Origin of the sequence: Shewanella pealeana ATCC 700345 (genome assembly GCF_000018285.1) — a bacterium.
Lineage (GTDB): Bacteria > Pseudomonadota > Gammaproteobacteria > Enterobacterales > Shewanellaceae > Shewanella > Shewanella pealeana.
This window is the reverse complement of the sequence record NC_009901.1, coordinates 2,205,749-2,231,945: the sequence shown is the minus strand read 5'-3', so window position 1 is coordinate 2,231,945 and position 26,197 is coordinate 2,205,749. Positions and strand designations below refer to the sequence as shown.

Here is a 26,197-nt window from a genome sequence, read left to right as displayed (position 1 = left end):
GGATCTCGTTAGTATCATAAGCCGCTAGTGTGACACCTAGGCAATATCATTGCGCCTAGCGATATAGTAATCAAGGCTGGTGTAACGTCCTCCCCCCATAAACACTAGAGCTAAAAGCATAAACAAATACGTAATGGCAAACTCAATACCATTATTTAAGATCACCAAGTTACCTGAGCTGGTTAACCATTCGTAGTTACCATTGTCTTGTAGAATTTGTTTAGCCTGCTGCAACTTCTCGGCCGAGGCGAGAACATTCTCATTTGCCAGCCAAGAGCTTGAGTCAGCAATCGCCAGCCAGCCATTTTCAATATGTACACTAAAAGCTGCGACTAACATGGTGAAGGCTAAAGGAATTGAGACGAGTCGAGTCGCCAAACCTACCACCAGCAAGGCACCACCAAAAAACTCTGTACCAGCGGCAAGTGCAACCATCACCTCTGGAAACGGTAGTCCAAGTCCCCAGTCTGGGTTACCAAACCAAGCTGCGGAGTCACTAAAGTGGGAAAGTTTATTATATCCGGCTTGCATCAATACAGGGGCTAAATACAGACGTAGCGCAAGTGGCGCAAGTCCTTCACCATACTTTAACGTGCTTAAAAACTTTTGATATAAATTAACAAATTGCATTTGATTCCCTCTTCAAATTAATCACTTAAGTAGCTAAAAGGCGATGCTTAAGAGCACTTGTTTATACAGACCCTCTAAAGGGTAACTATCTTTCAGTGAGTTGAAACTTGGGCCGCATTGTTTAGCCACTCTGCTTTCTACAGCAAAGCTATTATCTAGCATAGAACATCGCTAGATATTCGCACTAAGCGACAATTCAATGCCGCATTTTTAATGTACTATTTCTATGTGCTATTTCTATTCGCTACTAGAAATAAATTGCGTTGTAGCAAAGGAGTGCTTAAAGAAAAAAGCTATGGAGGAATGCGCTCTGCTAGTGATTAAACGCAGCTGGCGATTAAATCTCGATACTGCTTCCCATAGGTTAAGTAATCGGCGCACGAGGGGCGGCTTACAGCGATAGCTTCATCAGGGGGTAGCCCGTCATTATTCAAACTATTACTATTTAAACTATCACCATCCAAGCAATCGAATGCCATTTGCAGTGCCCAGCACACAGCGAAGACCCAATAGAGATCTACCGCCGCCGGCACTGCATTACCCGCCTTTGAATTCAGGTTTGGATGCTCACTTAAGTAGTTTTCAATTAACCAGCGGCGCTGCTCTGACGACAGCGAATGACTGGCAATAACCGAGGCTAAATCAGACAAGGGGTGGGAACTACAGGCATATTCGAAATCGATGCATTTGAGCTTATCTTCAACGACTAAAATATTATATGGGTTCAGGTCCCTATGGCTAAACTGCAGATTAACCAGACAACCGGCTAACCTTGCTAACATGTCTCCAACTTGCTGTTTTAGTGCCACTAGCTGACTATGTAAATCTAGCCAAGACTCAACTTCTAGGGACTTGAGCTTATGTGTTCTCAACTGCTGTTGCATCAGCTCAAGTCTACGTTGGTAAACCTGCCACTGCTCATCAAACCCCATCACATTGTTAGGAGCTGGAAGCTTCTTCAGGCCATTGAGTAACTCTAGCAACTTGTACTCAGCTCCCGGCCACAGCTCTTGCATCGTGACTATAGGGTGTGATGCATTGGCGGTAATCAAATCGCTCCAGCAGCGCTGCTCGTTTTGAGCAAAAAATTCACTGAGGTAGAACTGCTTGTCAGGACTAACATAAACAAGTTGAGGAGCGAGTTTAGCCTGACTCGCCAGTTGCCAATTAAGCACCTCATGCTGACGATTACAGATCTGCGAGCTTGCCCAGCTGTTAATTCTTAATACCCACTCTGCGGCGCGAGGCTTACTTGGGTGTAAGCCTCGAATATAGTAATTTTGATTACTCAGCCCTTGGGTTAAAGGTGCGATCAAACTGACTTGTGAAAGCTGTGCTTGCTCAAGATATGCTGACAATATGCTTGCTAAAGGGAAATGCATTTATACCGCGCCTGCAGAGAGTGATATCTCATCGGCCGCTTGCTGATCTTTCATCTTACTGCGCCACATCATATAGCCAAACACCACCATACCGATATAGAGCACAAAAAGAATCGCGGTTAACATCAAGCCTTTACTGATGTACAAATAGATAGAAACGGCATCGATAACAAACCAGTAAATCCAATTTTCTAAGACTTTCTTAGCAACCAGATAGGTGGTCATCACAGCAAAACAAGTTGTCGCGGCGTCGAGATAGGGAAAAGCCGCCTGAGTTTGCGTCGCCATAAAGTGACCAATAAGCAGTGCGATTATAGTCGTCACAGCGATTAATTTAAGGTGAGTGGATAGCCTCCATGAAACGATGTTGACCCCATCATGTTCCTTACCTCCTCGCTTCCACATCCAATAGCCATATATGGCCATTGCCATATAGTAGACATTAAGGACAGACTCCATTAGCAATGACACTTTCCAAAATAATACCGTATAGATGGCGGTACTGATAAAGGCTGCAGCCCAACACCAGATGTTGCCTTTCATTGCCAGTATAAGATAAGCCATGGCTAATAATACTGCCACCGCCTCCCACGCCGTTAGCGCTTGAGCCTCACCAAAAGCGGCCGTAACGCTATTGGCTAATGTTAGCCAAAATTCTGACATAGAAATGTCCTCTGCTCAGCACAATAAAGGCTTGCCTAAAAGGGTTGTCGATCAAAAAATAAAAATGACCACAGATCCAACTGAATATCCATGGTCATTTCATTGGCACTTACTTATTAGTTATTCGCTATGACTTAAATTTAGTTCACCACCAATAAACTTACATACGAACACAGCTTTACCAAACTTTTCATGCGCCGCTTGCATCTCAATAGCGAGCATTGACATCACGTCGCTGTATTCACCAACGACTTGAGTGGCCATTGCATTGGTAACACGTTGAATATTCTCGTAAGAATCGACACGAGCGATAAACCACTTAATAGGGTCTAAATAGTTATCTTGTAGTGGGTAGCAACTAATTTCTGCTGTTAATTTCATTTTATTGACCTCAGCCGCACTCGGGTGCGGCTCAATGTTGTTTAGATTAAATATCCTGTCTTACAAAAACTTAACGTTAAACGTCATACCAATCTGGCGCGGATCGCCATAACGTATATATTGCTTATCGGCCCAATCTAAATCGGGTTCATTACCGAAGTAGAAACCGCGAACACCGTATTTTTCATCAAATAAATTACGCCCCCACAGGTAAACAGACCAGATGTCAGCCTCGTAACCCAATTTGGCATTAAAAATCTGATACGCATCAGATTTAGATTCATTACTGTCTGAGTAGTAAAAATCACTCTTACCGCTAGTGTTAAGGTTTGCAAACCAGCCGTTGTCACTACGGTAAGTTGCCCCTAGGCTGAAGGTAAAGTTAGGTGAGTGCGCAAGTTCTCGACCAGATAGATCAACCAGGGTGCCATACTTATCTTCGTACTGGTAATCACCATATTCGGTTTCAAGCCAGCCGACACTGCCGTATAAATTCAGGTTATCGGTCGCGTACCAATTACCCTCTAATTCAGCCCCATAGTTATGTGAGCTACCTGCATTTTCGGTAAACAGAATAAAGTTACCCTCTTCACCCGGCACAGTTGATTGCTGTGACGCCGCCACCTGCTGATCTTGTCTATCCATATAGAATAGCGCTAAGTTAGTGCTTGCCTGACCATCTAGCCAAGTAGACTTCAAACCTATCTCATAGTTGTAAAGGATCTCTGTGTCGTATTCTTTCTTGTCAGCTAACTCAATCGGTAGCGACATGTTAAAGCCACCGGCTTTATAGCCACGTGCCACACGTATGTATGACTCATGGTTTTCAGCTAACGCCTTGCTAAGGGCAATATGGCCGCCCCACATGGTTTCACTTGGATCAAAACTGTCGCCTGCTGAGTCACTATAATCACTGTCTCTACGCTCGGCACGCAGACCGACGGAAAGTGCATAACTTGCGCCTAAATCAGAGTCTAATTGAGCAAACACGGCGTAATTTCGCGCCTCATACTCGGCGGATAACTGACTGTAACTGTCTATGGTTTCGTTATCCTCTTGCAGATCCATGCCATAAACGCCAATTAGCCAGTCGGTACTATCGGCAAAAATGCGACCCGATTCGGTAGAAGATAATCTAAACTCTTGAGTTACAGTCTTTCTTTCGCCTTTCTTATCCCAGTTATATTCATATTCACAAGGCACACCACCGCAATCTCGACTTTCCCAATAATCAGGATTTGCCCAGTCACCATCGTAATTATGACGAGTATCAGAATTTGCAAATGATGTGAGAGAGGTCAGCTCGAAATTCTGTGCACCTGTATAGGTAAACTTAAGTGAAGAGCCCGTAGTGCGCTGTTTATCCTCACCCGGAGCATCGGTTAAGGTATCGAAGCCATTATTGTCTAATGTCCAGGCGTCATAACCATTGTCGTAGTTGGCATGCAGCAAGGTTAAATCAATTGCTAAGTCATCGGTTGCGTACCAACGAAGTTTTGCGCGGCCGGTAAATTCATCGCGGTTATTGGTGTCGCTACGGTCAAGATAAAGATTGTCTCGGTAGCCATCTTGTTGATGTTGCTGCAGTGAGACACGATAAAGCAGATTGCCAGAATCGGTTAACGGACCAGAGCTGAAACCACTGAAGGTTTGTAGATTGTCATCACCCAATGACACCTCTGCCCCATTTTCAAAAACATCCGTTGGATCATTGCTCTTCAGATAGATAAGACCCGCTAGTGCATTAGCCCCATAACGTGTCCCCTGAGGCCCTCGTAGCACTTCAACTTGTTGCAAGTCATACATGCTAGACACCATGCCTAAACCAGACAGATCGATATCATCAACCACAAAGCCTACTGAAGAATTTGGTGCGCCTTGGTACTCTTCCTGCTCGCCGACACCACGAATTTGGAAATACTTAGGCCGAGAGCTACCACCAGACCAGTTAAAGTTGGCGATATTATTGAGGATATCTTCGAAGTGCTGCGCTCCCTCATCTTCAATTTGCTGCTGATCGATAACTGTGACACTCGATGGCATTTTTTCGAGTGCGCTGCCGCGAAAGTCGGAAGTGACCACCATGACTTCGATGTCATCGCTCACAGGTGAACCCAGCTCATTAGCAAGTGCATTGGGAGAGGAAATAGCAGCAATAATCGCGAGGGCGACTGGCGAATAAGTTTTTAGAGTTAACATAGGACCTCAAAATTAAAAATTTGAGATCCGGCAACGTAAAGAAGCGATCGGAAAATGAATTGTGGCCCATTCCTACGCCGGTATTAGCCGGATCAGGTTCAAAGGGTTCGTTTTTCAACATCTCAGTCAAAATCTATAAATCCAACTTTCGGTTTATAGACTTTAACACCCCTTGGCGAGCGCGATTATACATGAAATTTACAACTCAGTGACAGTCTTCTTAAGAAATATGAACGCTATGCATAAAAAAACGTCAGCTTAGCTGACGTTTTTTTACGTTGGTGACTTAAGTTAACACTGACATTATCTTAATTAGAAAATGCTTTGCGAACATAAAGTTCGAAACGAGTGGCTGTAGCATTAGGCGCGACGGCGCTCACCTGCATCTGCTGTTTACCGTGTAACTTAATCGACTTCCAGCTGACTCCTTCATCGTCAATAGTCATGCCATTGAGATCAAACCAGGTAAACTTATACTGCAATCTTAAGTCGGTTGATACTTGACTGGCAATGGTGCCTGTACCACGTAAAAAACCACCTTCGGGACGCGCCATGATATTGCTAACTTGTACCTCTTTGCCAAAACTGTTGTTATCTACACGCACCTCCCCATTCGACCCCGCCATAACGCCAGCAGTATGTGGAGCGCACGCCGTAATCATCACAGCGGTAACGAGTCCCAATAAAAGCTTTTTCATGATTGTCCCCTATTTTGAGCTAATAGCTAATACGAGTTATACAATTAAACATTTGATTAATCGATTAAAAAGTGTGCCCTCGCAGTTGCAATAAGATGTTTGCGATTGGTTTGCCAACAATTAATATTCACATTAGCGACTCGGCGCCCCTGACGAGTAATTTTACACTCGGCAAAGCTGTCTTTGTGGTAACCCGCTCTTAAGTAATCGATAGAAAAATCCACTACCTTAGGTACCTTGCTCGTCTGCATAAACACCATTAATTGCACAATTGCAGACATCTCCATAAAGCCGGCAATCACCCCACCATGAAGTGCAGGTAATATTGGGTTACCTATGTTGTCATCTTTGGCTGGCAGCTTAAATACCAATTCGTCGCCAAAACGCTCCACCGCCATACCGATAAACTTGGCATAGGGTACGTGCTCAAGCAAATGGCCGAAGTCATTAAGCTCTTTTGCCTTTTTGACGATGCTTTTTACATCTAGCTTACCGGTTTCATCATGAGCAGAGTCATCTTGCTCTATACCCACCGCAGATTTTGGCTCATCATGCATTGTCATCAGCTTCTCCCATTAACGCCAATCGAAACTCTTCACCGACCATCTCAGGACTGATCCGCATAAACGAGCCAACTGCATGAGCAATAGGATTATCAATGGAGTCTTGATAAGCAATTGCGCGAGTAAAGGCGACACTTGAAGACAATTTATAACACTCGGCAAAACCATAAACAGGCTTGTGGGGCTCGGCTGGCTTCATATAGTCGACACGTAGATCCAGTGTCGGAGAAATCTCTAATAATTGAAACTTATCAAAAATAGAGCACACCACGGCGCAACCACTTGCAGTGTCCATTAAGGTGGTGATCACCCCACCATGGATCACGCCAGTATCAGGATAGCCGACAAGTTGTGCGTCATAAGGCAACTCCATCAACACCTTTTTGCCACTCGCTTCTAATACTTTGAGTTTAAGTTTACGGCATTGGGTCAACTGCTCAACGAACCGGCTCGCCATGCCTGTTAATGAGCCCTGCTCACTAGTTAAACTCATGCACCAGGGCTCAGCATTGGGCCTAATGGCTGACCACCGAGTAAATGCATGTGGATATGGAACACTTCCTGTCCAGCGTGCTGATTACAGTTCATGATCAAGCGATAGCCATCTTCAGCTATGCCCGCTTCTTGTGCCAATTTAGCTGCCACAGACATCATACGCCCTAATGCTTTTTCATCAGATGCCTTGATATCGTTTGTAGTTGGGATCAAATGATTAGGAATAATTAATACATGGGTTGGCGCTTTAGGTGTGATATCTCTAAAAGCGGTAACAAGATCGTCTTGATACAGGATATCCGCTGGAATTTCACGTCGAATAATTTTGCTAAATATGGTTTCTTCGGCCACTTTTCTGCCCTCAATAAAGGAAATTACTAGCCATAGTATACTCGAAAATTTAGCGATGGCGATGGTGATTACCCGATGCAAATCATTCAATTGCCTTGAAGCCATCTATACAAAATTTAAACAACTGTCTATACAATGTGATTGACTTTAGCTTGATAACAACATCTAATGAAAAAAAATTTGCAGGAATTTTGCAATGCTTACGGAAAAAGAAACCGCATTACTCGATGCGGCCACAGAACTAGTACAAGAAAAAGGCATGATCGCACTGAATATGTCAGATGTTCACAAGCGAGCCGGATACTCTCGTGCCGCTCAGTACCAGTCATTTAGTGATAAAAATGCACTTCTTGCGGCACTGTGTATGCGCGAACTAGTGAACAACACTCTGGCTATCGAAGAGCAGCGCTTTGATGATTTCACTGGCAATTTTTCGGTAGTGCTCAGACCTGTCGTCTATCGTTACTTAAAGTTATCAGACAGATTAATGATCGACTCGGCCTTCGGTCTGATGCTAACTCAAGTACGCTCGCTCCCCGATGAAGAGCGCTTCAACTTCTTAAAGAGTGGTTTCGAATTCTTGAATAAAGAACGAGAAATGAACAAGTAGTTTACAAGTAGTGCGTAGCGATTGTATGAATGAAAGTAGTCGGTCTATACCGACTATTTTTTTGCCATTATGAGCACTTTTTCCCCCCAGACATCGCCTGAGGTACTGCAGATATTAGGCTCGATGACTGCTTAACTTTTAAAAAGATCTGATAGCAATCAGAGCAGACATAACGACCTGACAGGGTATTTTTAGTTTCAAACTGATTACAAAAAGTACATAAGCCAAAATTAGAGACTTTCTTCTGCGTAAGCTTTATCTGCGAAGCAGGCATAGTAGGCTTTGGTGTTATTCGCCCATCTTCAGACAGAGTCAATAAACTCCGGCACAAACCAATGACTAGCACTTTGAATAAATAGATAGTGAGCGCAATGACCATACTAACTATCATGTTCATAACACTCAGCTCTGAAGCCCCCATTTTGATAATAAAGACAATGCCCGATAAACAAATAATTGCAGCTAAAACAGTTAAGCCCCTGTCAATTATAGGGATTTGTCGTTCAAACACTCGCTGACTGGTCATGTTTCAGCCTAATTCTTTGATAAGATAAACAACACCATCTTTCTCATAAACCTGCTTTACTTCATTGCCCTCGCCTAACACAACGACTTTGTTGCCTTTATCTGTGACGGCATTACCCGCAGCATCTAATATAATAGCCATCCCCATTGCGGTTAGCAGAGGAGAGTGATAAGCATGATAATGACGATGATTTTTGGGTACGACTATCACCTTAGTGCGGCCATAAGATTTACCCACTTTCTGGCATTTAATGCCACCAACCCGCTCACAGCCGACTGTGGCCGCCTGAGTCGAAAATACACTTAATACAAATAACATGGCAGTACACGATATCAATTTCATAAACAGCTCTCTTCTCAGTTGTGTCTAAATCAAAGCAGATCATAACCCAGCAAAAGACACCTGTCTAGCGCATAGTGTAGCAGAATATTAAAGTGATAGTATACAATCCACTTTCTGAAGTAAGTGGTTTAGGATAGAAATAACAAAGGCACCAAATTGGTGCCTTATGAAATATCTAACAAACCGACTATGTACGTTGATATTAACCTTGCTCTAACCTTGCTTGAACTCGCTCAACAGAGTGCGCTTCTAGCCAATATTTCTTTAAAATAGGATTTTCGAGTCCGGTTTGGCTATCGGCAAGGTTCCAAGCTCGCTTCCAGATCCCATCGGCAATCATATGCACCACAGCACTTTCAATCGCTTGTGCAACACACAGGCTGACAGGTTCATTAGAGGTATAGCCGATCTCTGACTCTAATAACTCTTGAGCATCGATAAACTTAAACACACCAGCGGTCAGCTCCTTAGATAATACCGACTTTGTCGTGGTAACACTGCTAAGTAACCTGCCAGTTCTAATGTCGACCGCTCTGAGGTTAACGGTAATGCTGTCGACCCGAAATTGGCCCGATGCACCAATTCCTAAATAACGTGCACCAGCCCCACCCGTTCGAATATTGGTATCGTATGCAACAATGCCGCCTTCCATCAGAATTTGTGCCGAATTTAACTGACTCAAACTCGCCGCATCACCTTTTAAGCCCGCTCGAACAATCTTGCGTTCTGTCAGCAGGTTCTGTAGTCCCTCGCGTTCCACAGGAGTAAACCAGCTAGAGTCATTAAGCGCCTGAGCTAAAAATGCAGTACCGCTTTGAGGCACAGCAGTCGAGAAGTTACTAGAAGGAATTGGTTTATACTGACCCGTCTGATCTCTGAAGTCATAAACCGCCGCAACCATGCTTCCTTGCGGGGCAGGTAAACCGATAAGGTCATAGTAGGTCTCGCTTTTAGGCATCAAACTAGATGAAGGCGTAATCTGTTCAATTTCACTCATGGTCGAGCAGGCACTCACCAGAGTTAACAATACAAGTGGAATTAGCTTTTTCATGACTAGCCTTCTCCAGTGCTGTTATCAACAATACCGCCGACTTCAATAATCGTCGTTTCACCGGTTAAAACATCGGTAATATGTACCAATAACGCACCATCTTCATTCACGACTTGGATCTCGAAATCATCGGTTCTTAGATATCCTTCACCGCCATTTGCTGCATCATTAAATAGTTGACTCATCAGGCGTGACTCGAGAGAGCTGGCAAGACGATCGAGTGCCGAAGGCGGAACATAGCTAGAACCACCTGAGTGCTTATTTTGCGCCGATGCGTTAGATAATAGATAAGAACCATTGAGGTAACTACCGCCAAAGTTTGGGTTGACGGGGGTATAAGTCAATTGAGTTGCCTGGGCGCCACCTGCTGTAACAGCTAGTCCTATAACGACATTTTTTATTATTTTCATGAACATTCCTTGTTAAAACTCGTCTGGAGCTAAATCTGGATCGAGGAATTGGCTCCAGCTTGCTTGCCTCTGATTTTGTTTCAATTTTTGATTAACGCGACTAGCGGCTGCTAAAGCTTGGTCGTCAATATTACGACTTGCAGGTGATACAACCGTAATATAAATAGGCTTTCTATTATGTAATATACTAATTTTACTGCCACTTCTTGCAGTGGCTTGCTCAACTATCGTCAGGCCTGAATGCTCAACTACGCCTCCGATATCTCGATAAGCCGCGACAAACTCACGGTAAAATCTGTGGCCAAAACGGGTCATGGCTCTATTAAGGATCAGCCCATCAATCAGGTCAGTTTCGACTTTCGGGGGAATATCGCTGGTATTTTTAGCTGCAGGAGGAGACTGCTTATCTAATACAATCTCCTCTGCTGCTGCGGGTTGCAAAAAGAGTAGTAAGCTTAGATACAAGCGCTTCACTGAGTCACTTCATGTAGGTTAGTCTGCGCCCAGGCAATTGCTTGTCCTCGGCTAGAGACTCCAATCTTTCTAAAGGCTCTATAAAGATGGGTTTTGATGGTGCTTTCGCTGACAAATAACCTATTAGCGATATCGATATTGGTACTACCATTACGCAGCACCTGTAGCACTTCTCGCTCACGGATAGTGAGGGTATCGACATTATCTAAGGCAGGATCTTTATTGGTGTTAGCTTCAATAATGGCCTGAGGAATAACAACTTTACCTTTTACTATCTCTGCCATGCCTTCTCCAATGGCTTCTAGTGAAGCGTCAGAATAAAACACACCAGCAGTAATAGATGACTGCACTAAAAACTTGGCATCAACTTGCTTAGGGAAGTGCACAAATACCACTCGTGCAATGTTGCTACCTTTTTCAACCCGTTTTTGGATCTGATAGGCGGTTTGAACATCGACAGTTGCAAGATCGATTAAAATAATCGTAATGCGACTCTCTAATAGATCACCATTAAAGTGTTCAGGAGAGATCCGATGAAGTTTGACCAAAAACTCTTGTGGCCATCGAGTATTGAGAAGATCCGCAAACAGATGCGAACGGGTAACGACGACCCAATGTATCACTTTAAACATAAACTCACTCCGTGTTTGTTCTATATCACCATCCGTGTGACCGTTATTGTAATATATTTAATCGAGAAAGAAACATCAAAATATTCACACAAACACAACGCACAGGCAACAGCCTAGTTCGAAATGTAACCCTGCGTGACTTGAGCCGATTGACCTTGACCATATTGAATTACAGAAACACCATGGCCTGTGCCGTTTTGGTAAATGGTTACAGAGCTTTCATTACCCACTTGCAAGACAGAGGCTAAGTTATCATTCCCCTGTTGTTCTATATCAAGATTAAGGTAGGAACCTTGCTGAGAAGAGACGACAACATTATTAAACCCACTTTGAAGAATAGCCGCTTCTATTTCTGCACCGCTTTGAAAGGCGGTGACTCGATTACTGCTACCAATCTGATTAACGTCGATTTGCGTGGAGAATCCTGTTTGGCTCACAATGGCTCGGTTAGAAAGCCCCTGCTGACTGATTGACGCGTTTAAGCTATTTCCGTATTGAGATATAACCGCGTGATTGTCATAACTATTAAGCTCATCAAACTGGCTTAAGTCTTGAGCATGTAAAATAGATGGAGAAAAAACTAGTGCGGCTAACAATCCAGTTCGGGTTAATAAAGGCTTAACTCGAAGAGTCGCAACCCTGCCCCAACACTTTAATCTATCCATGACTAACAACCGCCTGTTACTGAGCTTGTAAAATTACGCGGCCATTATGTAGCTAATCCCAAAGTTCAGCATCAATCCTAAGTATTAAAGAAATAGCAACCAAATAGCTATAAAAGCCATATCAGCTAGACTTTACTACTAGAAAGTTAGCGGGTATTTATCATCTACACAAAACAGCGGTAAAACACTTAATTCACTAATAACTAAGCCAAAACAAATCATAAGTGTAATAAAGAGCTATTGAGTGCAGCATTAACTATCATACTAAATGGCCAAACTAGATATACTTTGGTCAGTCTGTTTTAGATAGCCAATTTAACTTTGCTTGATACAAGTCGTTATCTTTTGCTTCTGCACTCAGCGCTAATGCTTTATTAAGGGATTTTTTTGCAGCAAAAGTGTCGCCTAGCTGATATTCCACCCGAGCAAGATCAAAATAAGCTTTATGGTAATAATGAGTATTTTTCAGAAACTTGTTTAGATAAGTTTTGGCGCTTGAGTAATCTTTAGCAAGCATGGCATCTCGGGCTTGAAAGTACCATTTATAAGGGCTGTGATGATCGAATGCGAGTAACTGAGCTTTAATTTTTTCTGCTTCTTGATAACGCTCACTATGCACTAATAAAAAATGATAATTACTCAGTAGATCAATTTTCTCATCCGCCACAACAAGGCCATATAGATACAGTTGCTCCGCCGAGTCCAGCTCACCAAGCTGACGTAATACAACCGCCTGCATATTGATCGCGGGCCCATATTGATCATTAAATTTAAGCGCTTCATTTAGTAGTAAATAAGCCAACTCTAATTGCTTGTCCAAAATGGCATCTGCAGCTAGGTTACGATAAAACATCGCAAAAAACTCATCACTATCGATCATCATTCCGCCCCGATCATATTTATCTGGAAAATAATCGATGCGGATCCGGTTAGTTTGTCCTAAAAAACTATCTTTATCTTGGCCTTGTTCATGAAGAAAACTACGCACATGGTCTGAAGTTACCGAAATATTGCCTGACACTCCAAGTAACACAGGAATGGTATGCATAACCTGAAAACTAATCTCAACATCTAGCTCCTTAGCTATCGCATAAGTCAGCATAGCTAATGCCATGCAATTGCCGCTATTACTGTCAAGAGAATCACTGGCATATAAATTTTCACCACGAAAATCAAAATTATCTAACTTTGATTCTAATAACGCATAAACCTTTCTATGGGGGCTAAGTTCGGCAAATTTTTCTTGTTCAATAAAAGATCTTATTGACTTCACTTGCGCATCAGTTAATTGATAAAAGTCTTCAGGTGTTGGAATGGAGTATTTTGCAGCGTTAACTTGATAGTCAATTCGTGGCAATGTTGGCCCTTGTGTTGAGGCTCGACTTTGGCAGCCTTGGAGCATTATGGTGAGCAAACAGATAATGATTAACCGCATATCGATTCCTTTCTAAAAACGCCTCACTGCAACTGCCAAACGAACAGCTCCTCAAATATGAGTCGAGTGCATAATTCCAATATTAGTGACCAATCTAAGTTAACTTGATGGTAAAAACAACAGTATAAGAATGATGATAAGACCCAGTATGGCTGTTAATCCTTGCCAGAAAACTAGAGGGTCTCGCGTTATAAGCGTCTTTTTCTCTGCTGGGCGATACCAATATTCAACTGGAGAGTTCATCTCATGCATCCACTCACTAATATCTGCTTGGCGCATGCTGGCATCGAAATTAAGCCCCTTTCTAATGGCGTTATCCATCCAAATTGGAGCCAAAGGATTGCACACAAAGCTTGGGGTATAATTTAATTTTTTGAAATCTTTATCAATTTTACATTGAGCTTGTTTGCCGTTAAAAGGCAGTTCTCCAGTTAACATCTCATAGGCTATTGTTGCCAAAGAGTAGAGATCTGCTTTTGCATTAACGGGATAACGCAATAGCGTTTCTGGAGCCGAATAGTCGGCGGTACCTAACGGAATATCCCGTATAAATGGCGTTGAGATTTCCGCGATACCTTTAATAAAACAGGCACCAAAATCAACAATTTTCACCTGGCCATTTTTATCGATAAGGATGTTATCCGGCTTTACATCTTGGTGTAGGGTTTCTTTACGGTGAAATGCCCTTAGCCCTACCACTACTTGACTCAAAATCCGCAGTACCTGCTGGATCTCTGGCTTGGGGTTTAATCTCATCCACTCAGTTAATGTCACCCCGTCGATATACTCAGTTAAGTAATACATCGCAGATTTGTTAGCTTTGCGCTCACACACAGCTACTACATTTGGGTTTTTTATTCGCGATCCGACCCAACTCTCAAGTAAGAAACGTTCAATATAAGCCAAATCGTCTTGATAATTTAATGATGGGGTTTTTAAGCAATAGCGTTGCTCATGACTATCTTTAACTAAGTAAACTTGGCTACGCTGGCTCTGATATAGGGTGTCGAGTACGATATAACCATCAAGCTTCATACCCACAGCTAATGGCGGCAAAAATGGAAGCTGAGTTAGACTTCGATAGATATCGTCAATAGAAGGCTCTGGTAGTGCTCTAACCGCAATACATTGGCAGCTGACATTATCAGTCGACCCTTTTGCTATTGCATCATTGATAAGCTCTTGGGTCAGCAACTGACACTGTTTATCCGTTATCTCTTTATTGTCAGCTAAGCGCTTGAGTCTTTCGGCAAAGATGTCATCTGATAGCACGTCATGTACACCGTCAGTGGTCAACAGATAGATGTCACCGCTTTCTGTTTCAGAAACAGCGTAATCCACATCAATGTTAATGCCTAAGCCTAAAGCCCGGGTTAGGTATTTACTGCGATTAGCCACCACACTGGTGTGATCCGTCGTTAGCTTCTGTAAACCATGATTCCGATAGCGATAGATCCGCCCATCACCAAGATGCAATTGATGCACATGACATGATTTAAAAATCAGCGCACTAAAGGTACATACATAACCACGCCGAGCATCACGATAATCTTGACCTAAGCCATAGAGCCAACGATTGAGCGCAGTCAGTACCTTTTGACTGGATTGTTTTACAGACCAAAGGTCCGGCGTTGAATAATAATCGGCTAAAAAATTGCTCACACTGATTGCTGATGCCGCTGCGCCCTGCTCCGCGAGACTAACGCCATCACTCATTGCGACCACAGCGCCTTTAGTACTCAACAGATGCCCATTGGGAATACGGCTCCCAATGGCATCTTCGTTCAAAGGCTTTCGTCCTTTATCAGTGTGTTGACCGACACATAGTGCCAGCACAGAAGTGCCAACACTGGCAATTTGCTGTTCATCAAAGGGCTGGATTGTCGACATAAGCTCAGCTCACACTAATTAATGTGACTTCTCCGTCCTCATTAACCTCGGCGATGTGTCCCTTTGGCTCAGTCAATAAAAACAGGGTCAAAAAACCAAATAGTGCACTAGCCGCAATAACATAAAAGAATGTTTGAGTCGCCACCATCGAGTACACGGTTAAGAAAAACACCGCACCAACATTACCATAAGCACCAGTCATTCCCGCTATCTGGCCCGTTAAGCGGCGCTTAATTAACGGCACTGCCGCAAAGACTGCGCCTTCTCCACTTTGAACGAAGAATGAACACAGCATCACCATAATTATCGCCAACGGTAATGCCCAACTGCTGTCTATTTGTGCCACTCCCAAATAACCTAATGCCAGCCCGGCAGTCAGGATTAATAGCGTTGATTTACGGCCAAAACGATCACTTAACCAACCGCCTCCTGGTCGAGACATTAAGTTCATAAAAGCGTAAGACGACGCCACCATGCCAGCCTGTGTCATACCTAATTCGAATGTTTCTGCGAAATAGAGCGGTAGCATAGACACCACTGCGAGTTCAGAACCGAAGGTTGTAAAATAAAGCACATTTAACACCGCGACTTGCTTAAATTCATAGCGTTCAAACTCAGGGATACTGCCGTTAAAAACCGCTTTGTTGACATTAAAAGTCTGCAATAGATCCGCAGCTAAAATCACTGTCAATAATAAGTAAATCCCCTTTTCTGTATTGTCAGATAACAGAGCTACACCGGAGGGAGAAAGTTTCCAGGCCAGTAAAGCCAAAGTTGCATACATAGGTAGTTTCATCACCACCAGCAACAGCAAGTCTTTTTTGCTGGTGACTTCCAGTGCGCCAGCTTTTTTAGGCTTAAAATAGGTAGCTCCCTTTGGCGTGTCTGTAACATTGGCATAATAGATAAACGCAAACACAAGGCTAATAGCCCCCGTTAACCCGACGGCATAGCGCCAGCCATCATCACCACCAAATGCCAACGCCACCGCTGGTAAGGTAAATGCCGCCGCTGCGGAGCCAAAATTCCCCCAACCAGCGTAAACCCCCTCTGCAACCCCGAGCTCTTTTGCTGGAAACCATTCACTCACCATACGGATCCCAACCACAAAACCTGCACCAATAAACCCCAATAAAAACCGTGCTAAGGCAAGCTGTTCAAAGCTGGTTCCAAGGGCAAACATAAAGCAGGGGATCGCACACAAGCCCAGCAGCAGAGAATAGACTTTTCTTGGCCCATAGCGGTCAGTTAGCATTCCTATTATCACCCTTGCTGGGATCGTCAATGCCACATTGAGAATCAACAAGGTTTTAATTTGTGAGTGGGTTAAGCCTAAGCTAGCCGCTATCACACTCATCAAGGGAGCGGCATTAAACCAGACCATAAAGGTGATAAAAAATGCCATCCAGCTTAAGTGCATGACTTTCATTTTTCCGCTAAAGGAGAAAAGATTGAATGCTTGAGAACTCATGTTACCTTGCTCCTTTTACTGGGGTGGACAGAGCACTGCCTGACGCGCATGCAGCTTGAAAAGGCAATTTTGCGAGGACCCTACCTTGCTCTTTTTTTAACTCATAGCAGATAACCGATAATCCATCGTTCTCTAAACACTGACCTGTGGAAAGATGATAATGCTGTTTATGAATAGGTGACGCTACATACAGTTCATCGTTAAGTTCACAAACGAGTCCCCGTGAAAGCACCGCAACGCCAGTTGCGGGGTCAATATTATCGAGGGCAAATATGCCTTTCTCGCCCAAATTAAACAAAGCGATCTTTCGATTATCAAGCCAAGCAGCTACACCTTGCCCCTTAGGCAACTTAGCTTCATCACATAATGCTACCCAGCTCATACCATGACCTCCTGCTCATCAATAATATTGATTGCGATATCCCCAGCGCCATACTGAGGCTTAGAAATCGCATGAAATGTATCGACTTGGGATTGGATTGGAAACTTCTGCTCACGCTGATATTGATAGCTGCGCTCTTCACTTTCAGGAGCCGCTTCGGGGTTAACGTATTCATTAAAGCGACTTAAAAATTGCTCGTCAGTCAAACTAGTTTTCCACTCACACTGGTAGTGGCTAACGATTTTTTGCATCTGTGTTTCAAGCTCATCGACAATATCCAAACTATCGTCAATCACCACCGCTTGTAGGTATTCAAGTCCGCCGGCTAATGACTCAATCCACACTGAAGTTCGCTGTAAACGTGCTGCGGTTTTGCTGTAAAACATCAATATTCGATCGATATAACTGACTAACTGCTCTGTGCTCAAATCGGTTGCAAACAGCTCGCCATGGCGAGGCCGCATGCCGCCATTGCCACAAACATAAAGGTTCCAGCCTTTATCTGAGGCGATAACACCGATATCTTTGCTCTGTGCTTCAGCGCACTCTCTGGTGCAGCCCGATACTGCCATCTTAATTTTATGGGGGGCACGTAACCCCTTGTATCGGTTTTCAAGGGCAATCGCTAAACTTACTGAATCTTGCACACCATAACGGCACCAGGTACTGCCAACACAGGACTTTACCGTGCGAAGGGATTTACCATAGGCGTGGCCCGTTTCAAAACCCGCATCAATCAAATCGGTCCAGATCTGAGGTAAGCTCGACAACTGAGCACCAAACATATCGATACGCTGCCCGCCGGTGATTTTGGTGTAAAGATCATAGCGTTTAGCAATATGGCCAATTGCGATAAGTTTATCAGGGGTGATCTCTCCACCTGCTATGCGTGGCACGACAGAGTAACTACCATCTTTTTGCAGGTTGCCTAAGTAGGCATCATTGGTATCTTGTAGCGCCACATGTTGCTCTAAAAGTACATATTCATTTTCTAATGTGGCAAAAATGGACGCCGCCAGAGGTTTACAGATCTCGCAGCCTATCGCGAGGGAGGAAGCACCAGATCTCGCGTGCCTTTGGTAGAGCTCATTAAAATCTTTTATGCTCTCAACCTGGCACAAATGAAACAAAGATTGCCTGTCATATTCAAAATGGCAACAAATCCCCTTTTCAACCTCCTGCCCTTGCTCTAACAGGGTTTCATCTATTACTTGCTGCACTAGGCTGGCACAACCGCCACAGCCTGAAGCGGCTTTAGTGCAAACCTTAATATCTGCTATCGTATGTTTACCATCGACAACTTGCGCAACAATCTCAGCCTTAGTGACTTGGTGACACGAGCAAACAATCGCCTTATCGTTGAGCACTTGCGGCATTTCATTATCAGCAACGAGAAGCGTTACAGCGGGTGCGAGTAAAGGCTCTGCGGATAAATAGATATTAAGCAGGGCACTGTATTCTTCAACATCCCCCACCAAGACTGCGCCTTTTAAGTACATCCCCGTTTCGTCTAACCAAAGTTTTTTGTAAACGCCAGACTGCTCATCGTTTAATTCGACATATTGAGCACCTTCAAAACCTCGGCTTTCACCAATCGCTGCCACATCAACACCTAATAATTTGAGTTTGGTGCTCATATCTGCCCCAGTAAACTGCTTCTGGCTCTGTGTTATTGAGGTCTTACTAATGTGATAGTCTTCTTGCAATGCAGATACAACAACATTTGCCATCTGGTAACCGGGAGCGACTAGGCCGAATATTTTCTGCTGCCACAATGCGCATTCCCCAATGGCATAGATGTTATCCACCGAAGTTTGACAGTGGTTATCAATCACTATGCCACCCCGCGTCCCTATGTCTATTCCACCACTTCTTGCTAGCTCATCTTGGGGACGGATCCCTGCTGAAAATACCAACATATCGGCTTCAAGGTAGCTGCCATCACTGAAATTCATTCTATGCTTAGCAGTCTCGCCATCGACAATCTCTGTGGTTGCCTTGCTGACATGCACTGTTACGCCTAAAGCTTCGATTTTCTGCTTTAGTAACAAGCCCGCTTTATCATTCAATTGTACAGACATCAGCTGTGGTGCAAATTCAACTACATGGGTGTCCAAGTTTAATGATTTAAGGGCATTCGCCGCTTCAAGTCCAAGTAGTCCGCCTCCAATAACAACACCGGATTTGGCACCGGTTGCTGCTTGCGAAATCGCTTCAAGATCATCTATGGTGCGATACACCAAGCAACCTTGCCTATCCTTACCAGGAATAGGTGGCACAAAGGGGTAAGAACCCGTTGCTAAAACCAGTTTGTCATAGGCAAAACAGCCCTGCTCTGTATGCAATAGATTATTGTCGATATCTATCTGGGTTACCTTATGGCCTAAGAGTAAACTGACTCCTTGCTCGGCATAAGCCTGCTCGCTTGCCAACATCAAACTTTTAACATTGCCCGTTTCAAAATACTTAGAGAGTTGAACACGGTCGTAGGCAGCAATGTGCTCTTCGCCCAATACCTGAATATCAAAATGTTCAGTTAATTTTTGTTCGCACAATTGCTCTATAAAGTAGTGACCAACCATGCCGTTACCCACAATCACGAGTTTCTGCTTTACGTCTTGATTGGGTATAGTTTTTTTCTTTGTTTCTTGCTCTAGCTTATTCATACATAGCCCTTATCCAGTCCCTTGTTTGACTTAACGTTTTGGCAAACAAAAAGGCGCCCTCTTCCCTAAAGAAGATGGCGCCTTTGCCTAGGTTCAAATCAAATTGTTTATTTTACCCTTGAGCCTGTTCCTGAGTTTGTTGCTGTTACTTTTTAATACCTTCAGGTATTCATTAACATCGCAAAGCCTATGCCAGCTTTACCACAACCGAACAATCAAGCTAACAGATTGTATTTAAAGCATTTAAAAACCATACCCTATAACTAAGATTTTTGAACGACAGCCTGGCTAGCTATAGCTGCACTTAAATGATCAGCAGGCGTGCAATTTGAGTGCAAAAAGTAGCAAAGCTTCTAATAATTCAGACATTGTAAAAATTATCCACATAGTGCTTTTGCGGTAGCAACAAGGCTACGTCCATGCTCCATGGCCAGTTGTTGCAGTTTTTTATGAGCCTGTAACTCTGAGAGTCCTGTCTGTTGCAGATTACTTTTCGCAAGCTGGATCAGCTGCTGGTCAGCTAATTCAGTTTGCAATTCTTGTAGTGTTAACTGTATTTTGTTCGCACACTCAAAGCGAGTCACGGCAAGTTCAATGATCGCATTTACTCTTTCAGGGGATATACACTTGGGTGCATAAGTAATACGTCCACAAGCTATGAGTGTCGCTAATGTTTGCTGATTAATTTGCTCTGCAGTCACAATGACTGGGATAGCTGAAAATGCCATAAGGCGAATGATAAAACGCAAGTGAACCTCATTAAATCTCTCAACACTGAGCAACAACAGATCTGATTCTGAGTCCAGTGCTATGGTTTCAAGGCGTGACAAATCAGTGAGCTGTAAGAATTGATGGCCAACGGAATTGACTGCCAGCTCTAGCGCCTTCACTTTCCCTGGCACCAATTTCATTTCGTCTTTATTCTGCTCATTTACCGCAACGTGTGGTGCAACCATTAAGATCCGCATTTGACCTCCAATTGAGCACTTGATTGCTCCTTATCATTAACCAATGCTCTAACGTATATATCAGGCATTACACCAGCACCGGCTTGGTCGTTTAATTGAGACTGGCAGTTTAATTTAGACTGGCTGTTTAGCTGAGATTGACTGTTTAATTGAGAGTGTTGATAGCGACGCCACAGGCTATCGGCTTTTTCCATTGCCTCACAGACAGAAAGCCTCGATGACTGCAGCAACAAAATAGCAGTCAATGTCGTTACGATCGCATACTGGGCACGTACCGATTCATTACAATCTCTATTAGGTTCAATTGCTTGCTCAATATAGTTTAACCACGACGGGGCTAATTGTGCAGGGCTCGGAAGCTTACCTACAAGCATAGATAAACGGGTTGGTAGAGCTATTTGTCGATGGTTTATTTGACGATGATTTGTTTGTTGATTATCTATTCGACGATTAATAGTCGGTTCAGTGATAGTAAGCAAGGTTTCACAGCGGGGGTTAAGTTCGCTCTCTCCTTGATAGCCTTTAAAAATCAATGTCGTGCTTGGAAATAAGTGATGATTTAACAGTTCAGCAACGGCCCTATGCAGTGTATCTAGCCCTGAATGAAAGTAACTGCGAATACAAAGATTAGCCCTCGCGGGATTAACACAGCGAATCGCCGTTTGATAAAGGCTACGCACGCCCATTTGCTGCTGAATACCATTAAAAACATCGGCTAATGGAGATAAGCTGTCCACATTCACGTAACACACACCTTGTTTATCAAGAGCAGCTTTTGCCTCTCTAGGGCTACTTGCTTGTGTAATACCTATTTCGCCGAGCATATCGCCTATATGATAACGATGAGTTAATTGCCGGTTGTCCCCGTGAAGTAAGATCCTATGCCCCTGTTTGGCCAACACTTTGGCGCATAACAGTAAATAAGGTAATTGATTACGTTTACCGGCATAACAAGGCCAGTCAAGGGTTACACCAATCGCCGACCACTCAGTATCAATGGAATCGGCAATGGCTAACACTACACCGGCAATCTCGGCAGCGGTTTCTCCTCTGACTCGCATCAACATTAATGCGGCGCTTAATTGCGAAGTGCTACCGTAACCCAGCTCGTAGCCCCTAATAAGCTGATAGCTTTGCTCAACGGTTAGAGTCGCTGCGCCTTTTTTGCCCCTCGCTAAGGTTTGGATAAGCTTCTTATAGCCAACTGCGTCCATACTCCCAATTTGAGAGACGCTAACGTTAGAGGAGTCAGCACTTAAATTTTGGCTTATTGGCACAAACGGCTCTTCTATCGCTTTTATTTTATCCATAGACACACTCTGCATGATCCGTTAAGTGCTGAATAACCGAGTTGTCATTAGTAAAGGGAAATTCTCTTCTTGGTTCCAGAGCCAGTGTTTGGGCGAGTGAATGGGCTATCTCTTGAGCAATATTAACCACATCGCCTATAACGATTAAAGTGGGGCCTTGAGCGGTAATATTAGCTGCAAGGCTTGCCATGCACTCGATTTCACCATAAATAGTCGATTGGGTAGCCCGTGCACCTTCGCTGATAAAAGCCACGGGGGTGGAAGACTCTGCTCCAGCCTTTAACAAGCTAGTGGATATATCTGCAGCTCTTTCTTTACCCATGTAAAATACCAAGGTGCTCTGCGCCGCTAACAAGCGTTGCCAATGCTGGGCCGAATCATCGCAGGTTCTACCAGTAACAAACGTAACGCTGCGGGCCACCTCTCTGTGAGTCAGCGGAACACCTGCGCTAGCCGCGCAGCCCAAAGCTGCGGTGACCCCGGCAATAAACTCACTTTTAACGCCATGTTTGGCAAGGAAAAGTGCTTCTTCGCTGCCACGGCCAAAAACATTAGGATCCCCACCTTTTAACCGCACTACGTTAGCGCCAGTCATCGCCAATTGATAAAGTTTATTATTGATTGCGCTCTGTGAGCTACTTTTCTGGTTACAGCGTTTCCCCATGTAATGCAGGCCACAACTATCACTGGCTAAACTCAAAATATCTTCGCTGACTAAATTGTCATACACCACTTCATCGGCATCCATAATCGCCTGCGCCGCTTTTATGGTCAGCAAATCAATGTCTCCACAACCTGCTCCGACAATTTTTACCGTTTGATGCAGAGCCCTATCAGGTGTGTTAACTCCCCTATTGTGGCTTAACTGCGACAAGGGAAAATCATTAACCTGAGTAATACTGCGACAAACTCTCAGGGTGTTAACTGCAGTTGTGATTTTTTCAGAGACAATCTGTTTTTTCTGCATTACGCACCTCTTCTTTTTTTGCTTGTGTATCAAAAGTAGTTTGCTCATCAACAGCAGCTTGGGTTTCGAAATCACTTGGGGGTTCAAAAGCAGAATGTTGTGATAACACTGTGCAGGCAATGTCGTTTACTTGATTGAGACAGCTGCCGCAAACTGAGCTGCATTTCAACCTCGATTGCACGTCTGTCACCAGTGCTTGTTGATAGAATGAATTTAACGGCTGATGCGCTGCACTGGACTTAACGTCAATGCTTTGTTCGATATACCGCTGCATCGTTTCCGAAATACTCTTTTGAGTAACACCAGTACAAGCGCACACCACAGGGCTGCTGCCTGCCATAAGCAATTGATGTAATAACTTCACTGCATTTTGAGCAAACACTTTACCTAATAGTTGCTGCACTGCGTTGACGTCAATTTGAACTTCATCAACATAAGTAATACACAAACCAATGAGTTTGCCCTCTGAAATGGAGCAGTGGATCTGATGGGATAAAAAAAGCCAACTTAAACTTTGTGATTTTTGAGTTTTCGAACTTTCTGCAAGATGTTTGGCTACTGGCTCATTATGTTTCGCCGAATTAATAACCTCGAACCAAGGGCGCTCTGCCGCAAAGCGGTTACATTTTCCATCAACCAATGTTTGCGTCACTTGCCAGCAAAGTGTGTTTGAATTAATACAGGATTGGCCCCATTCAATGCCATTTAATGCAACCTCAAAAGGGTTAAGCTGCACTTTTTGATGTTTAAAACCGGGTTGTAGCGAGTGCGGATCACAAACGCTTTGCAGCAGATGATTAACACCGCCACAGCGATTATATTGCCGCGACCAATGCATAGAGATAAAGCCACTCTCATCTTGCATTGAGTCATCAACAACGACCCTAGCCAACATTGCCTCGTCTGTTGTCGGTGAAGATAGCTTCGCGAAACCGCCTTCTGTTAATCGGTATTGTTCTATACTCGATTGATTTAGCAAAAGCTCAGGCTGGTAGTGGCTTGCAGTCAAACTCGCGATGTGACCGGTTCTTGTCATCGTGTGCCATTGATCTCGATGGCGACCGGAGTTAAGCCAAATTCCTGCTGTAGTTTGTAACCCTTGTGAGCTCGGTTTTGACGGCACAAAATTAGCCTTACCGTCTGCAGTAGAAAAAACACCATCAGCGAATAACCGCTGATTTTTCTGACCGATTTGCGAAGAGCTGGTTAACGGCCATTGAGTCGGATTGAGATTGTCATACTCAGATTTTGTTAACTGCTGCAGCCCTGAAAGATCCAACTTTTTTCTTTTAAATCCAGCCGAAACTTTTGCCGTTAACATGGCGTATTCGGTAAATATCTGTTCGCTACCATCAAAGTTAAACCCTTGGTTAAATCCAAGCGCCTTTGCAACTTCACATAATGCCCACCAATCCGGCATGGCGTCACCTTGAGGCTTAATAAATCCACGCTGACGGCTAATTGTACGTTCGCTATTTGTTACTGTACCTGACTTTTCAGACCACCCCAGTGCGGGCAGTAAGATATCGGCATGCTGCGCAGTATCTGTGTCTGCGGTCACATCTGAAACGACTACGACTTCGCAGCGCTTTAGCGCCCTTTTTACCTCTGCGCTATTGGGTAAAGATACCAGTGGATTAGTACCTAAGATCCACACCGCTTTTATCTCCCCTTGCGCCATTTTGGTAAAAAGCTCTGTAGCGGTATGGCCTTTTTGCTGTGCCATAGTCGGTGCTTGCCAAAACGTTTGTAGAAGCTGTTTTTCTGGGGAAGAGAAGCCCATATGTGCCGCTAGCTGGGTAGCCATACCGCCCACTTCACGCCCGCCCATGGCATTGGGTTGCCCCGTTAAAGAAAACGGCCCGCATCCAGGCTTACCAATATCACCCATCGCCAAATGGCAATTAATGATGGCATTACTTGTGTCTGTACCTATAGTCGATTGATTTACCCCTTGACCACTTGCTGTCACAACTTTTGGCTTAGCTATCGATTCTGGTGAAGTTGGCTGCGACAACTCAAGACTTGACGTGATATACAAGTTATAAAAATCAATAAGCTGACTCACTGTTAGCCCGGTCTTTGCAGCGGTTTCAGCTAAGCTAGAATCGCAACTTATTTTCTCAAGTGTCGAATCAAAGCCTTGGGTGTACTCGGCAATAAAGGCGTGATCGGCACGACTTGAGCGAGCCAAATGACAAAACAAACCATTAAACAACGCAAGATCAGAACCTGGCTTCAACTGCAAATGAAGATCGGCAAAAGATGCCGTTGCTGTTTGCCTAGGATCGATAACCACTAACTTAGTACCCCTTTGTTTTTGCGCTGCGAGGATACGTTTATATAACACTGGATGGGTCCAAGCGGTATTCGCTCCGACCAACACCACAACATCTGCGAGTTCAAAGTCTTGGTAACAGCCAGGCATAACATCTTCGCCAAATGCACGTATATGAGCGCTCACGGCAGAGGACATACAAAGACGGGAATTGGTATCAATATTAGCTGTACCGATAAAGCCTTTTGCTAACTTATTCGCAATATAATAGTCTTCAGTAAGTAACTGACCTGATAAATAAAATGCTACGGAATCTGGACCATATTTCTCGATGACGTCTGCAAATTTTTCACTTATCTCTTCTATCGCTGCAGGCCAACTAACTCGGCTGTATGCCTGTACTTCATTACCTTTCACCCGTGGATATAACAGCTTATTAGGCAAGTTTATTCCTTCAAGCAAGCTTAGGCCCTTAGCGCACAAGTCTCCTCGATTAGCCGTATGTTCGGGATCGCCCGCTAATGTCATCTCGCCATGACTGCTAGCATCAGTCGTGATTTGTACACCACAACCTACTCCACAATAAGCACAGGTCGTTCTACATTCAGACATAATTGCCCCTATAAATTACAATAGAGGTCATAAAGCAAATACCAAGCCACATCTTAACATGTTGTATTAACGGAACTTATAGTGACTAATTAAGAATAAAAGATTTGAAAATGCCCAAGAGGAGTGCAAATATTTGCACTATAATC

The 26,197-nt window shown here is 43.9% G+C and carries 26 protein-coding genes and 1 riboswitch; of the genes, 1 reads left to right on the top strand and 25 read right to left on the bottom strand.

From position 1 onward, the window contains the following. Window positions 1–36: 36 nt before the first annotated feature. The 9 genes from SPEA_RS09605 to hinT form a co-directional block, all read right to left on the bottom strand. Window positions 37–630 carry an HvfX family Cu-binding RiPP maturation protein gene (locus SPEA_RS09605; RefSeq protein WP_012155075.1) on the bottom strand — a complete coding sequence of 198 codons (594 nt, stop codon included), beginning with the start codon at window positions 628–630 and terminating at the stop codon, window positions 37–39. Window positions 631–950: 320 nt separating this feature from the next. Next, window positions 951–2,012 carry a phosphotransferase gene (locus SPEA_RS09600; RefSeq protein WP_012155074.1) on the bottom strand — a complete coding sequence of 354 codons (1,062 nt, stop codon included), beginning with the start codon at window positions 2,010–2,012 and terminating at the stop codon, window positions 951–953. Then, window positions 2,013–2,675 carry a nicotinamide riboside transporter PnuC gene (pnuC, locus tag SPEA_RS09595; RefSeq protein ID WP_012155073.1) on the bottom strand — a complete coding sequence of 221 codons (663 nt, stop codon included), beginning with the start codon at window positions 2,673–2,675 and terminating at the stop codon, window positions 2,013–2,015. It lies immediately after the preceding gene. Window positions 2,676–2,795: 120 nt separating this feature from the next. Beyond that, window positions 2,796–3,056 (bottom strand): YkoF family thiamine/hydroxymethylpyrimidine-binding protein, encoded by a 261-nt coding sequence (locus SPEA_RS09590; protein ID WP_012155072.1) that lies wholly within the window; start codon window positions 3,054–3,056, stop codon window positions 2,796–2,798. A 60-nt stretch (window positions 3,057–3,116) separates the two neighbouring features. Continuing rightward, window positions 3,117–5,255 (bottom strand): TonB-dependent receptor, encoded by a 2,139-nt coding sequence (locus tag SPEA_RS09585; RefSeq protein WP_012155071.1) that lies wholly within the window; start codon window positions 5,253–5,255, stop codon window positions 3,117–3,119. Window positions 5,256–5,307: 52 nt separating this feature from the next. After that, window positions 5,308–5,438: riboswitch (TPP riboswitch) on the bottom strand. Window positions 5,439–5,563: 125 nt separating this feature from the next. Then, window positions 5,564–5,953, bottom strand: coding sequence for a YcfL family putative periplasmic lipoprotein (locus SPEA_RS09580; RefSeq protein WP_012155070.1), 390 nt, complete (start codon window positions 5,951–5,953; stop codon window positions 5,564–5,566). A 56-nt stretch (window positions 5,954–6,009) separates the two neighbouring features. Then, complete coding sequence (locus tag SPEA_RS09575; protein ID WP_223296609.1) at window positions 6,010–6,510, bottom strand: PaaI family thioesterase; 501 nt, start codon at window positions 6,508–6,510, stop codon at window positions 6,010–6,012. Further along, on the bottom strand, window positions 6,503–7,009 hold the full coding sequence (locus SPEA_RS09570; protein ID WP_012155068.1) for a PaaI family thioesterase: 507 nt from the start codon (window positions 7,007–7,009) through the stop codon (window positions 6,503–6,505). The genes SPEA_RS09575 and SPEA_RS09570 overlap by 8 nt, the downstream gene beginning before the upstream one ends. Then, window positions 7,006–7,362 carry a purine nucleoside phosphoramidase gene (gene hinT / locus SPEA_RS09565; protein WP_012155067.1) on the bottom strand — a complete coding sequence of 119 codons (357 nt, stop codon included), beginning with the start codon at window positions 7,360–7,362 and terminating at the stop codon, window positions 7,006–7,008. Before hinT ends, SPEA_RS09570 begins: the two co-directional genes overlap by 4 nt. Window positions 7,363–7,558: 196 nt before the next feature. On the opposite strand from hinT, the gene SPEA_RS09560 reads away from it, so the two are divergent. After that, window positions 7,559–7,972, top strand: a complete 414-nt coding sequence (locus SPEA_RS09560) for a helix-turn-helix domain-containing protein (protein ID WP_012155066.1) — start codon at window positions 7,559–7,561, stop codon at window positions 7,970–7,972. 67 nt (window positions 7,973–8,039) lie between these two features. Here the strand turns inward: SPEA_RS09560 and SPEA_RS09555 are convergent, their stop codons facing one another. The 16 genes from SPEA_RS09555 to SPEA_RS09480 form a co-directional block, all read right to left on the bottom strand. Continuing rightward, the gene (locus tag SPEA_RS09555) at window positions 8,040–8,369 is read right to left on the bottom strand and encodes a hypothetical protein (RefSeq protein ID WP_150102218.1); all 330 of its coding nucleotides are present in this window, start codon (window positions 8,367–8,369) and stop codon (window positions 8,040–8,042) included. A gap of 132 nt (window positions 8,370–8,501) precedes the next feature. Next, window positions 8,502–8,840 (bottom strand): hypothetical protein, encoded by a 339-nt coding sequence (locus tag SPEA_RS09550; protein WP_012155064.1) that lies wholly within the window; start codon window positions 8,838–8,840, stop codon window positions 8,502–8,504. 202 nt (window positions 8,841–9,042) lie between these two features. After that, a complete protein-coding gene (locus SPEA_RS09545; RefSeq protein ID WP_012155063.1) occupies window positions 9,043–9,891 on the bottom strand; it encodes a CsgG/HfaB family protein in 849 nt (282 codons plus the stop codon). Window positions 9,892–9,893: 2 nt separating this feature from the next. Next, window positions 9,894–10,301 carry a curli assembly protein CsgF gene (locus SPEA_RS09540; RefSeq protein WP_012155062.1) on the bottom strand — a complete coding sequence of 136 codons (408 nt, stop codon included), beginning with the start codon at window positions 10,299–10,301 and terminating at the stop codon, window positions 9,894–9,896. 12 nt (window positions 10,302–10,313) lie between these two features. Continuing rightward, a complete protein-coding gene (locus SPEA_RS09535; protein ID WP_012155061.1) occupies window positions 10,314–10,775 on the bottom strand; it encodes a curli production assembly/transport protein CsgE in 462 nt (153 codons plus the stop codon). Continuing rightward, complete coding sequence (locus SPEA_RS09530) at window positions 10,772–11,407, bottom strand: LuxR C-terminal-related transcriptional regulator (protein ID WP_012155060.1); 636 nt, start codon at window positions 11,405–11,407, stop codon at window positions 10,772–10,774. Before SPEA_RS09530 ends, SPEA_RS09535 begins: the two co-directional genes overlap by 4 nt. Before the next feature lie 113 nt (window positions 11,408–11,520). After that, window positions 11,521–12,072, bottom strand: coding sequence for a curlin-associated protein (locus SPEA_RS09525; protein ID WP_012155059.1), 552 nt, complete (start codon window positions 12,070–12,072; stop codon window positions 11,521–11,523). 292 nt (window positions 12,073–12,364) lie between these two features. Further along, entirely contained in the window at window positions 12,365–13,507 is a 1,143-nt protein-coding gene (locus SPEA_RS09520; RefSeq protein ID WP_012155058.1) for a tetratricopeptide repeat protein, read from the bottom strand. A 99-nt stretch (window positions 13,508–13,606) separates the two neighbouring features. Continuing rightward, entirely contained in the window at window positions 13,607–15,397 is a 1,791-nt protein-coding gene (locus SPEA_RS09515; RefSeq protein WP_012155057.1) for a bifunctional protein-serine/threonine kinase/phosphatase, read from the bottom strand. A gap of 4 nt (window positions 15,398–15,401) precedes the next feature. Beyond that, the gene (locus SPEA_RS09510) at window positions 15,402–16,868 is read right to left on the bottom strand and encodes a NarK family nitrate/nitrite MFS transporter (protein ID WP_012155056.1); all 1,467 of its coding nucleotides are present in this window, start codon (window positions 16,866–16,868) and stop codon (window positions 15,402–15,404) included. Window position 16,869: 1 nt separating this feature from the next. Continuing rightward, on the bottom strand, window positions 16,870–17,250 hold the full coding sequence (gene nirD / locus SPEA_RS09505; RefSeq protein ID WP_012155055.1) for a nitrite reductase small subunit NirD: 381 nt from the start codon (window positions 17,248–17,250) through the stop codon (window positions 16,870–16,872). Next, window positions 17,247–19,916 carry a nitrite reductase large subunit NirB gene (nirB, locus tag SPEA_RS09500; RefSeq protein ID WP_012155054.1) on the bottom strand — a complete coding sequence of 890 codons (2,670 nt, stop codon included), beginning with the start codon at window positions 19,914–19,916 and terminating at the stop codon, window positions 17,247–17,249. The genes nirD and nirB overlap by 4 nt, the downstream gene beginning before the upstream one ends. 377 nt (window positions 19,917–20,293) lie before the next feature. Continuing rightward, window positions 20,294–20,884, bottom strand: coding sequence for an ANTAR domain-containing response regulator (locus tag SPEA_RS09495; RefSeq protein WP_012155053.1), 591 nt, complete (start codon window positions 20,882–20,884; stop codon window positions 20,294–20,296). After that, on the bottom strand, window positions 20,872–22,194 hold the full coding sequence (locus SPEA_RS22395; RefSeq protein ID WP_049767960.1) for a hypothetical protein: 1,323 nt from the start codon (window positions 22,192–22,194) through the stop codon (window positions 20,872–20,874). Before SPEA_RS22395 ends, SPEA_RS09495 begins: the two co-directional genes overlap by 13 nt. After that, window positions 22,187–23,161 (bottom strand): uroporphyrinogen-III C-methyltransferase, encoded by a 975-nt coding sequence (cobA, locus tag SPEA_RS09485; RefSeq protein ID WP_012155051.1) that lies wholly within the window; start codon window positions 23,159–23,161, stop codon window positions 22,187–22,189. The genes SPEA_RS22395 and cobA overlap by 8 nt, the downstream gene beginning before the upstream one ends. Next, window positions 23,136–26,051 carry a molybdopterin-dependent oxidoreductase gene (locus SPEA_RS09480; RefSeq protein ID WP_012155050.1) on the bottom strand — a complete coding sequence of 972 codons (2,916 nt, stop codon included), beginning with the start codon at window positions 26,049–26,051 and terminating at the stop codon, window positions 23,136–23,138. Before SPEA_RS09480 ends, cobA begins: the two co-directional genes overlap by 26 nt. Window positions 26,052–26,197 lie beyond the last annotated feature (146 nt).